This is a genomic window from Lysinibacillus sp. GW823-FHT02G10 (assembly GCF_058797135.1).
Genome location: NZ_JBXAJI010000005.1, coordinates 302,163 through 312,688, shown reverse-complemented (window position 1 = coordinate 312,688; position 10,526 = coordinate 302,163). Strand labels below are relative to the sequence as shown.

10 protein-coding genes and 1 other annotated feature are annotated in these 10,526 nt (G+C 35.9%); of the genes, 4 read left to right on the top strand and 6 right to left on the bottom strand.

Going from position 1 to position 10,526, the window contains the following annotated elements; translation table 11 throughout:
• Positions 1-526 precede the first annotated feature (526 nt).
• Entirely contained in the window at positions 527-1,255 is a 729-nt protein-coding gene (locus tag AC1RFD_RS17050) for an IclR family transcriptional regulator (protein WP_259949191.1), read from the top strand.
• Between the two features lie 80 nt (positions 1,256-1,335).
• Here the strand turns inward: AC1RFD_RS17050 and AC1RFD_RS17045 are convergent, their stop codons facing one another.
• Positions 1,336-2,580 (bottom strand): MFS transporter, encoded by a 1,245-nt coding sequence (locus tag AC1RFD_RS17045; protein WP_048393177.1) that lies wholly within the window; start codon positions 2,578-2,580, stop codon positions 1,336-1,338.
• Positions 2,581-2,646: 66 nt separating this feature from the next.
• Positions 2,647-2,911, bottom strand: a binding site (T-box leader).
• A 52-nt stretch (positions 2,912-2,963) separates the two neighbouring features.
• Positions 2,964-3,587, bottom strand: a complete 624-nt coding sequence (locus AC1RFD_RS17040; RefSeq protein WP_048393179.1) for an alpha/beta hydrolase — start codon at positions 3,585-3,587, stop codon at positions 2,964-2,966.
• 64 nt (positions 3,588-3,651) lie between these two features.
• On the opposite strand from AC1RFD_RS17040, the gene AC1RFD_RS17035 reads away from it, so the two are divergent.
• Complete coding sequence (locus tag AC1RFD_RS17035) at positions 3,652-4,620, top strand: quinone oxidoreductase family protein (protein WP_103117341.1); 969 nt, start codon at positions 3,652-3,654, stop codon at positions 4,618-4,620.
• Between the two features lie 47 nt (positions 4,621-4,667).
• On the opposite strand, the gene AC1RFD_RS17030 is transcribed toward AC1RFD_RS17035, so the two are convergent.
• Complete coding sequence (locus AC1RFD_RS17030; protein WP_259949201.1) at positions 4,668-5,474, bottom strand: EcsC family protein; 807 nt, start codon at positions 5,472-5,474, stop codon at positions 4,668-4,670.
• Between the two features lie 105 nt (positions 5,475-5,579).
• Entirely contained in the window at positions 5,580-6,941 is a 1,362-nt protein-coding gene (gene pdxR, locus AC1RFD_RS17025; protein WP_048393185.1) for a MocR-like pyridoxine biosynthesis transcription factor PdxR, read from the bottom strand.
• 98 nt (positions 6,942-7,039) lie between these two features.
• On the opposite strand from pdxR, the gene AC1RFD_RS17020 reads away from it, so the two are divergent.
• Positions 7,040-7,627 (top strand): GNAT family N-acetyltransferase, encoded by a 588-nt coding sequence (locus tag AC1RFD_RS17020; RefSeq protein WP_492475114.1) that lies wholly within the window; start codon positions 7,040-7,042, stop codon positions 7,625-7,627.
• 115 nt (positions 7,628-7,742) lie between these two features.
• Positions 7,743-8,915, top strand: coding sequence for an L-aspartate--L-methionine ligase LdmS (gene ldmS / locus AC1RFD_RS17015; protein ID WP_066038405.1), 1,173 nt, complete (start codon positions 7,743-7,745; stop codon positions 8,913-8,915).
• Here ldmS and AC1RFD_RS17010 read toward each other — a convergent pair.
• Both AC1RFD_RS17010 and AC1RFD_RS17005 read right to left on the bottom strand, forming a co-directional pair.
• Positions 8,912-9,619: an ABC transporter permease gene (locus AC1RFD_RS17010; protein WP_048393188.1), complete on the bottom strand. Its 708-nt coding sequence runs from the start codon at positions 9,617-9,619 to the stop codon at positions 8,912-8,914. The genes ldmS and AC1RFD_RS17010 overlap by 4 nt on opposite strands.
• The gene (locus AC1RFD_RS17005; RefSeq protein WP_492475113.1) at positions 9,616-10,464 is read right to left on the bottom strand and encodes an ABC transporter ATP-binding protein; all 849 of its coding nucleotides are present in this window, start codon (positions 10,462-10,464) and stop codon (positions 9,616-9,618) included. Before AC1RFD_RS17005 ends, AC1RFD_RS17010 begins: the two co-directional genes overlap by 4 nt.
• Positions 10,465-10,526 lie beyond the last annotated feature (62 nt).

Below are 10,526 nucleotides of genomic sequence, written 5' to 3'. Positions count from 1 at the left end.
ACCCTCCGTTAATGTTCGGCTTTCCCAGCTCACAAGTTCACATAATAGGGCACGTAGTTTTTCGGGTGTATCCCACATAAAAGTATTCATGATTTTTTCTCCTTTTATAGAAAAATTTTTTATTTTTAAGATGATATAAATAAATAATTAGTAGAGAAATACATATTTTTACCGTTATATATTTTTCACTATATGAAATTAAATCTACATAGTGGAATATAAATTCATCGTAAATGCAAAACAACAAATTGTCAATTTGAATTTTTGTGAATACTCGTAATTTTCTGCGCTAATTGAGTGGAACTATGTATATATTTCATGTAGCATCTATTTATATGCATAAAAATTAGTTAAAATAAAATGAAACTACATTTAAAAGCAGGGCTACATGTAAAAAATTGAAGGTACATAAAAATTTGATAATTTGCATGAATTTTAATTTCATAATGATCCTAGTAAAAGCTAAATGGATCTATAAAAACCTTAAGATAGTGATCATATGGGGAAATGAAAGGGAGTAATTGTAATGATTCAATCAATCGAAAGAGCAATGTTAGTTATAAATATACTGGCGAAGCATCCGAAGCGTTTTTTTACTGTGCAAGAAATTTTTAATGAAACAGACTTGCCTACTAGCACAATTTACAGATTATTATATACATTAGAGAGTTTTGATTTAGTAGAGAGAAATGAGAATAAAAAAGAATTTCGATTGGGGTATACATGGCTGCAACTAGGCATGAAAATGTATCATGAGACGGATATTAGAGAAAAAGCGCATCCTCTATTAGAAAACCTTGCATATGATGTTCGAGAAACAATCTATTTAAGTATTGCTAAACAGTTTGCATCCATTATTATTGATCGAATTGATAGTCCTAAAAATGTCCGTATTATTGATATGATTGGTGAAAAAATTCCATATCCTATAGGAGCTCCAAATAAAGTATTACTTGCGTTTTCTAAAAGCGATGTACAGCAACAATTTTTCCAACAACTTGAGGAGCCTGAGAAAGAAAAATTGATAGAGAGCCTCAATGATGTAAGAGAAAAAGGCTTTGCCATAAGCGTTGGAGAAAAAACAAAGGGGACAGTATCCATAGCAGCACCTATATTTGATTCAAATAAACAAATAATTGCAGCCATTAGTGCAGAGTGCTTTGAATATGATACAGATGCTGAAAAATTAGAAAGTATAACACAGGAAGTCATTAAAACTGCACAGCAGCTATCCTTTGAATTAGGATATATATAAGATTGCTTATTACGATAAAAACCATCTGATGTCAGTAATTAGTAGACATTAGATGGTTAATTTTTATATGAAAAGTGAGATTACTGTTGCTTGCTACTTATCAACCTTTTATAATAGTGGCTTTTCGAAGGTTTTATATTTAGCCATAGTAGAATGACAGCTACAAATGCCATCATAAAGGATGCACTAATGACAACTGAGCGTATAGTAATCCATTCAGCGAAAATCCCAAAAATAGTAGTAAAAATAATAATAAAAAGTGCTTCAAAAAATCCATAAATACTTCCTATACGACCCATGCTCTCAGAGGGAATATTATTTTGATAAAATGTATAAAATCCTGTATTCGCAAAGGCAGTTGCAAAGGATAATACAAAGCAACCTATAGCAGCTATAAGAAAGGAAAAGGATGAGGTAAATATTAAATAGCCCAGTGCTGTTACGAGAGACCCCATACCTATTAACCAAGAAGTTGGTATTTTTTCAACAATAACAGAGTTGGTTAGCGAGCCAAATAAAACACCTACCCCTGCGATACTGACTAAAATCCCATATTCTCCTTCGGATAAAGCTAATATCTGTGTTGCAAAGGCAGCCTCCAAAGAATCAGTAGCTGTCATCAAGATGATGATAGCACTAAACAACAAATAGACTACCATAACATAGGAATTTTTTAAGCTAAAGCGTATGACCATTTGCCAATCCAGAAGCAATACTCGAAAAAGGGATGCTTTTTCTGTACGATTAATAAATTTTTCAAGGGCTTCAATGTTCGGCATTTTGAACGTTATACAGGCTGATAGAAATAAAGCAATCGCGTTTAAATATATGGCCATATAGGGTGTTCCGACTGTGAACAAGAAACCTGCGATTGCTGGTCCAGTTAGAAATGCACCAGAGTCGAGTAAGCTGCGTAATGCATTAAAACGTTTCCTTTGTTCGACAGGAATTAACTTAGTGATATAAGTCATAGATGTCGGCTGATACATAGAGCTAGCTACTGTAATGAGAAAAACAAGGACATACATCCACAAGAGGCTAGAAAAGCAGGGGAGTATGACAATGAGTATAGATTGAACCAAATTTAGAAAAATCATTAGCTTTTTCTTATTAAAACGATCGATTAGGCTTCCTGACCAAAAATTAGTGAACAAGGAAGAGATCGCTCTTACAATATACAATCCAGAGACAGCCAGAGCAGATTCTGTGAGGTTTAACACAATTAAATTTAAGGCGATAAAATAAATCCATTCGCCAACACTTGAAACACCAATACTACATAATAGGATGGCAGGATAACGCCAGCTTTCTAAAGCTTTTCTCATATAAATTCCTCCTTAAGCAAAGTGACGATTTGCAAAATAAAAAACCCCACCTCCAAGACGATTAGTCTTAGGGACGAGGTTGTAGAATTTATATACTCACGTGGTGCCACCCTAGTTCACTATTATGTCACCATAATAGCCTTTTCAGTACGGCATAGAGCCTATGCTTATACTGTAACTCTATAACGGGAGTTCCCGTCGCACCATCATTCAAACAAAATCCAATGCGCTACTCCGAGGCTTGTTTCAATAATTCGTTCTTACTCGTTTTCAGCAATCCGAGCTCTCTGGGAAGAACAGCCTTATTTACTCTTCTCTTCAATGTATTTTTGCTAGTGTAGCATATGTACACGATTTTGGTAAATAGTACTATAAAAATATTACTAATTATTTTGTAGGAAGATTTTTAATTGTGTTATCAGCGATTGGCAGTGCTGTATGGATAAAACAGCATTCAAAGGAATTTCAAGTGAATGATTAAGGTCCTCAAAAACAGCAAGCTGAAGGGTAGCAAGTTGCGCTAGCTTCTCCTGTGAATAATGAGGGTCCGCTGTACCAATTGCTAAAAATGCATGTTTGTCTAATAGATTTGTCATTGTATGTTGAAGAGAAAGTAATGGGGTGAAAAGTACATAACGAGCAGGAATAGAAGGAGTCTGCTGCATATAATAATCGACAATAGGCATAGTACCTAAAGATTTTCCTAGATAAACGACTTCTCTATAAGGCTTTGATTGCAAGCTATTTTCTACAATAGGGTTGGCAACACGATAGACCATTTTTGATATGGCTTGGGAGTCCTGTTCGAATTGCTGTTGCTCAAATGTATAATTGATTTGGACGACATCATAGCCAAGTTCTAACAGTAATGCCGTAGAATAATAAAGTATAGGTTTATCATAGGTATAGCCCGTGCCAGAGAGCATAAAACATACCTTATCGCTTGTTCCATCAAAAAAATTGTAGGATATACCATTGTACATGGCGTGCTTAGGTTTGATTTTCATGAATATTCCTCCATCATTTCTATATATAGTATATAATTTTACCATAGCAAGGAGGGAGAAATTTATGAAGGCTATTATTATCAATGAATTTGGTACATCGGATGTTTTAACTTTTATTGATTGTCCAAAACCGACTATTTCTGAGGGTGAAGTCTTAATAAGGACAACCCATACAAGCGTAAATTTTGCAGATATTAAAAATCGCACAGGTAATAAAGCTAAAGCAAATTTTCCGATGGTTCTTGGTTTAGATGTTGCAGGGGTAATTGAAGAAGTTTTTAATGATAGCAGTGGTTTTCAAAAGGGTGACCAAGTTATCGCATTCCCGAAAAACGGTGCTTATGCAGAATTTGTAGTAGCAAAGGAACAACTAGTTTTTAAAATTCCTAGTGGGGTACCAATCGAGAAGGTAGCAGCTGTACCGACAGTTTTATTTTTATCATATATGTTAACACATCAAATAGCGGCCATTGGTCAGCAGGATGCCGTCTTAATTCATGCTGCTTCTGGTGGGGTAGGGACAATGCTTGTCCAAATGGCCAAAAGGCTCGGAGCTAAACAGATTATAGGTACGGTGAGTAATTTAGAAAAAGCCCCAATTGTTTATCAGCTTGGTGCGGATCATGTACTTACATATGATCAATTTAGTACAAATGTCAATGAACTTACAAAGGGTCAGGGTGTTGATATTGTGTACGATTCTATTGCAGGAGCTATCACCGAGGAGAGTTTAACTTGTTTAGCGCCTTATGGCACTCTTGTCCAATTCGGGAATAGTGGAGGAAGAGCAGGAAATATAAAAACAGCAGATTTACACAATAGCTGCCGCAATATAAAAGGATTTAGCTTAGGTACGACAAGAGCTTTGAAGCCAGAACTGTTACAACAGGTGGCGCAGGATATTTTCTCTTTAGTAAACGAAGACAGTTTTCAGGTGCCAATTGCTAAAATATTTGCCTTAGAGGAAATGAAAAAGGCTCATGAATTTATGGAAAGTCGTCAGCACCAAGGAAAAATACTTATTAAAATATAAAGCACAAAAAAGATGACACCCATATTTGGAGTGTCATCTTTTGTCGATCAACAATCTAGTTCAGTAAGTTTTTCATAAATACGTCTTTTACGATAAAGCATAATACCAGTTTCGGCTACATCCTGAATCATGCCTTTATTAGCATAGGCTCCAAAAACCATCCCTGCGATAGGGATCATTTGAAACAGCTTTTTCCAGCCTAGCTGATCACGGTATGTGTAAAATACCTCCTGCCATCCTTGAAGCTGAGAAATCATGTTATCTGAAGCCTTTTTTGAGCTATTTATAGTAGAAAGCTCCTGTAAGATTGCTTCTTTACCAACAATATCAGCAGAGGTAAATTGTAGACATTTTACAATAAAAATACGTTCCATTTTATCGTTCGGATCATAGCCATGAATAATTGCTATTTCTTGCAAAGTTTTTAGTGCAGTCCCTAAAATCATTGGAATATCAATAGCTAAAGTAAAGATGCCTCCAAAGCCAGTAGAGGCTCCTTGTACAGTAGCAAATTTCACACGTTCATTTTGTAATTTGTCACTGAGGGAGATCATGTCCTCTAAAGGAACCTGACCAATATCAGATATAGTTATAATATGCTGAGTGGAAGAATGGTCACGAATTTTTTGTATCATGGCTTGTTCATTGATTAAATACTTTCCACCGGACTGAATATAATTGCCTAGTTCATCTACCAATAAAGCAATTTTATTTTGGAGAAAGGCAGGTGTCACTTTATCTAATAATTTAAATGGTATTCTCCCTAATTTCTCCCAAAACCATAAATCTTTTTGATCTTTTTCCCACACTTGAATCTCTTGTAAATGCTGCTCTAATAACTCTCGATTCTCCATTATTGTCTTATCCCCTTATGTGTCCATTTAACTTTAAATACGAAAAAAACTATATAAAGTTTCGCTTTATTTAAATGAGATTTCGACAAACTAATGAATCACATGCTATTGCCAAACGGACGCAAGGAGTGCAATTCCTTCATTTATTTGCTGAAGTGTCAGTCCACCATACCCTATAATGATCATGGTTTCATTTGTTCCATTCTGATAGGAGGTAGAGCATGGATAGACTTGAACCCCTACCTCTTGAGCAAGCTGGATCGCTCTACTCTCGGTGAGATGTTGTGGTAGCTTGATGACTATATGAAGTCCGGATTTTTCACCGATTACTTGAAATTCATTTGAAAAATGTGAAGAGATGGCGGTCAATAATGCTTGTTGTTTTTTACGATAGATTGTTCGCATTTTTGCCAAATGCTTATCGAATAGACCTTGTGCAAGAAAGTCTGCTAAGACAAGTTGGTCTACTTTGGAGACAACCGATTTTTGCTCAGAATGAAAAGTCATAAACGGCACTACTAAAGACTTTGGAAGGATCATATAACTAATGCGTAAGGATGGAAGCAATGTTTTTGAAAATGTTCCGAAATAAATGACACGCTGAAGCTGATCCATTTTTGCTAAAGACGGGATTGGTAGCCCCTTATAACGAAATTCGGAATCATAATCATCTTCAATAATAAGCCCCGCGTTCGAGTTAGCCCATTGTAACAATGCCACTCTTCTTTCTATGGTCATAATCATGCCTAATGGAAATTGATGAGCAGGTGTTGTGTATAACATGTGAATTGGTGTTGCAGGGAGTGTAACCCCTGAATAGTCCACAGGAATCGCCTCTGTGGACAATCCACATTGCTGTAAAACGGCACGCACTCTTTTAAATCCTGGCTCCTCTAACCCAACGCGTATCGCAGACCCAAGAAAATGACAAAGAGCCTGAAGCTGGCTTTGTGTACCACTGTATATAAATACCTGTGAAGCATCACAGCTAACCCCACGAGAACGCTCTACATAGCGGGCAATCTCTGTGCGTAAAGTTGTCTCTCCCTCCCAAGGGCTTGTTGATAAGTTGTTACTATTAAAATGCTTTTTTATAAGCTTGTGCCAAGCAGCATAGGGAAAAGCCTCGTTATCCACATGTCCATTTGTAAAATCAAATTGTATATTGTTAGGGATATTGTTACTTGGAACAGATACATGCCGGGGTACTTGCTGTAGCCAATCAAATTCAAAGGGCGCAATAAAATAACCAGAACGCTCTTTACTATAAATATAGCCTTCTGCAAGTAACTGCTCATAGGCTTCCTTTATGGTGTGTACACTCACATTCAATGTTAGGGCGAGAGCTCGTTTAGAAGGCAGTTGTTCATGAGCAAGTAATTTTTTAGTAATAATCTTATGCTTTATTTCTTCATAGATTTGAATGTATTTCGCTAGATTGCCTGTAAATATAATGGAGAGCTCCAGATAATTTCCTCCTCCTCTGGTATGGTTGATTTTTTAGTAATTGGTTATATATATCATATCAATTTTACCGTTAAATAAGTAAAAAGGAGTGAAGTGTAATGGAATTTATAACATTAGAAAATGAAGTGGTTAAACTAAAGCCTTTAGAATTGAGCGATTTACCAGGAATTTTAGAGACAGGAAGTTATCCAGAAATTTGGTCACATATGTCCACAACCATAGAAGAAAAGGAAGATGTGAATAAATTTGTGGAAAACGCATTAAAGGCAAAAAACGAAAAAACAGAATTTCCATTTGTGATTGTGGATAAACAATCAGGGGACATTATCGGGTCTACACGTTTTATGGATATTGATGACAAGCATCAGCGATTAGAAATTGGCTATACATGGCTAACACCCGCATACTGGCGTACAGCTATTAATACTAATTGTAAGTATTTGCTATTACGATACTCTTTTGAGCATCTTCATTTACAACGTGTACAAATAAAAACGGATCATGAAAATATTCGTTCTCAACAGGCAATTGAGCGAATTGGTGCTACAAAAGAGGGAATATTGCGTAACCATATGATTCGCAAAGATGGGACAACTAGGCATACCGTTATGTATAGCATTACAATAGAAGAATGGCCACAGGTGAAAAAGCATTTAGAAAGTCTACTAGTGCAATTGGGATGTTAATAGGTATAAAAAGGGATTTATATAACCCGTAAAACCCTTTTTTCTTATAAAAAGTGTCAAAAAATAAAGGGGAGGGTAGAGTAGAGTACCGAAAAATTGAAAGAGGGTAATCTACTTGAAACCTAAATACACGTTAAGACAAATTTATGGTGATAATGCTGTGTATACACCAAGAACACCGTATAGCGATAATCCGTGGATGATGGATGATCCTCATAAGCTAGATGCTTTAACCTCAAGAGAAGTTGCTATTGCTGATATCCCCGTGCTAGTACATCGAGCAACACAAACAGAAAAGGCGCAAGAGCTTCATCAATTAGCAGGATTACCATGGGTAGAACAGCCTTATAGCTATGAGACTCAAGAGGAATATCTGGCACAGATCCAAACTTGGTGTAAGGAAGGGAAGACCATTGTATGTCAATATATACACGACCTGGAGCATATGGATCGTCAATGTTATTGGATGGATGCGGAGAAATTTAATGAGTTGAATACAAAAGCTTATATTGATCATTTAATCGATAGTAAATATGTGCCAAGTCGTCTAAATGTGGAGACGTATAGACTTTCAGATGCCATTAAAAATTGGCAGCCCCCTGTAGTATTAAAGCCTGGTGATGATTCGCCAACCTCGGGAGGATATGGCGTTACCATTTGTCATAATAAAGATGAATTGACGGAAGGTTTACGACAATTTCGCATGACAGGAACTGAAAGTATAATTATTGAGGAGCTTTTACAGACAAAGGACAACTATAGCTGTCAATTTGTTTACTCAGAGGAGCTAGGGATTCAATACTTAGGAGCTTCCCAGCAAATTACGGATGATAACGGCATTTACGAAGGGAATATCATTGTAGATAAAGTACCCGAAAAAGTAATTGAAGTAGGAAAGCATATTATGGAACGTGGCGTTGAGGAAGGCTTTGTAGGTGTGGCAGGCTTTGATTTAATTGTCACGGAAGCTGGTGATGTTCAAGCAATAGACTTAAATTTCCGCCAAAATGGTTCAACCTCAATGCTGATGTTTCATGATGCTTTAGGAAAGCCCATCAATAAATTTAGCTCCTATTCAGCACAAAGCCCACAACAGAATGATCATTTCTATCAAACAATTAAGAAATATATAGAAAAGGGTATGTTATTTCCTTTATCTTTCTATGATGGTGATTATTTTGAGGAGTCCGTCCCTTCAAGATTTGTCGGTGTATGGTATGCAGATACGTTAGAGGAAATTGAAAAACGGGAGAAGGAATTATTACCTGAAGAAAAGAATGGTCTTTAATCGACCATTCTTTTTTTATAGATAATTGCTGCGAAAATCCAAGAAAGAAGAGACCATACAATTATCGTAATCATAGGAATAAGAACATCTGCCATAGAATACTTACCTTCTAACGCCTCTGCTAAAAGTAATAACTGTGAGCTTGGTAGCCATTCAGCTAATTTTAAGATTGGGTATGCCGAAGATAGAGCTAAGGCCAGAGGACCAAATGAGAAGATAACCATTACAGGCAACACAATAATAGATGCTTCCATAATAGATTTAGCAAATAAACCACATATTGTACCTAGAGCAATATAAAACACAGCAGAAAGCAATAATGCAATTGCTAAGATAAAAAGGTTTGCAGGTTCGTAGCCAACTAGAAAAATAGCCATTGTTACAGATACAATTGTAACAATTAGAACAAACAGGCTTTTACCAATTAAAATATCTCCAAGTGAGGCAGGGGAGAGCATAAGACTGCGAAGAGTGTTTTTTTCCTTTTCTTCTGCAATTAAACTACATTGTACGTAAGTAGTCACTATGGAAAATGTCATGTTAATTGGTAGAAAATACATGCTAATAGTATTTGCACCTAATTGATTATATAAAAACGCCATTATAAGTGGTAGTAATACCATAGTTGATACGGCATAGTTACGTGAGAATTCCTTATAATCCTTCATCAATATAGCTTGAATACGTGTCATTGAAATATTCATACTAAATCACTCCCTGTTATTTGCATAAAAATGTCACCTAGTGTTGGCTCGTTTGTATAGATACGTGTAACTTGATCGGATTGCATCCATTGAAATAACTTCTCTGCATCTTGAGAACCATTTTCTATAATTTCCTGTTCACCATTTTTAAGCTCTACTGTAATAGTGTCAGAGCCAAATTCTTTTTTTAGATCTTTTGGAGCGCCGATTGCTCGGATTTTCCCTTTATGCAGGAAAGCAACACGATCACAAAGTATTTCTGCTTCGCTCATATCGTGTGTTGTTAAAAAAATTGTTGTACCCATAGCATTTAATTTTCGTAAGCCATTATATATATGTTGTGTATTTACTGGGTCCAAAGCAGAAGTAGGCTCATCTAAAAATAATAATTCGGGCTTGTGCATAATTGCACGAGCAAGTGTAACACGTTGAATCATTCCTTTGGAAAGCTGACTGATCTTTTTCTTACGTTCTGCATATAAATTGACAAAGTCCAAAGCTTCTTTTACAGCGGATTGAGATAGCTGATATAAATTACTATAAAGTATTAAATTTTCTTCAATTGATAGTCTCGTATACAAGCCACTATTATCTGTTAAAATACCAAAACGTTTACGATTTTGACTTTGCTTCATTTCAGATGCATGCTGCCCAAATAATAGAACATTACCAGCCGATTTATCTGTTTGTGCGGTTAATATTTTAATTGTAGTAGTTTTACCAGAACCACTTGGGCCAAGAAAGCCGAATATTTCCCCTTTTTTAATGGTAAAGGAAACATCCTGTAATGCTGTTTCATTATGAAAAATTTTTTTCAAATGTTGCACATCAATCACTGCGTTCATGTGTAACCTCCTGTTTGTTGTTGATGTCTACACTATAAACAACAAGGGTAAGGCTCACAGTA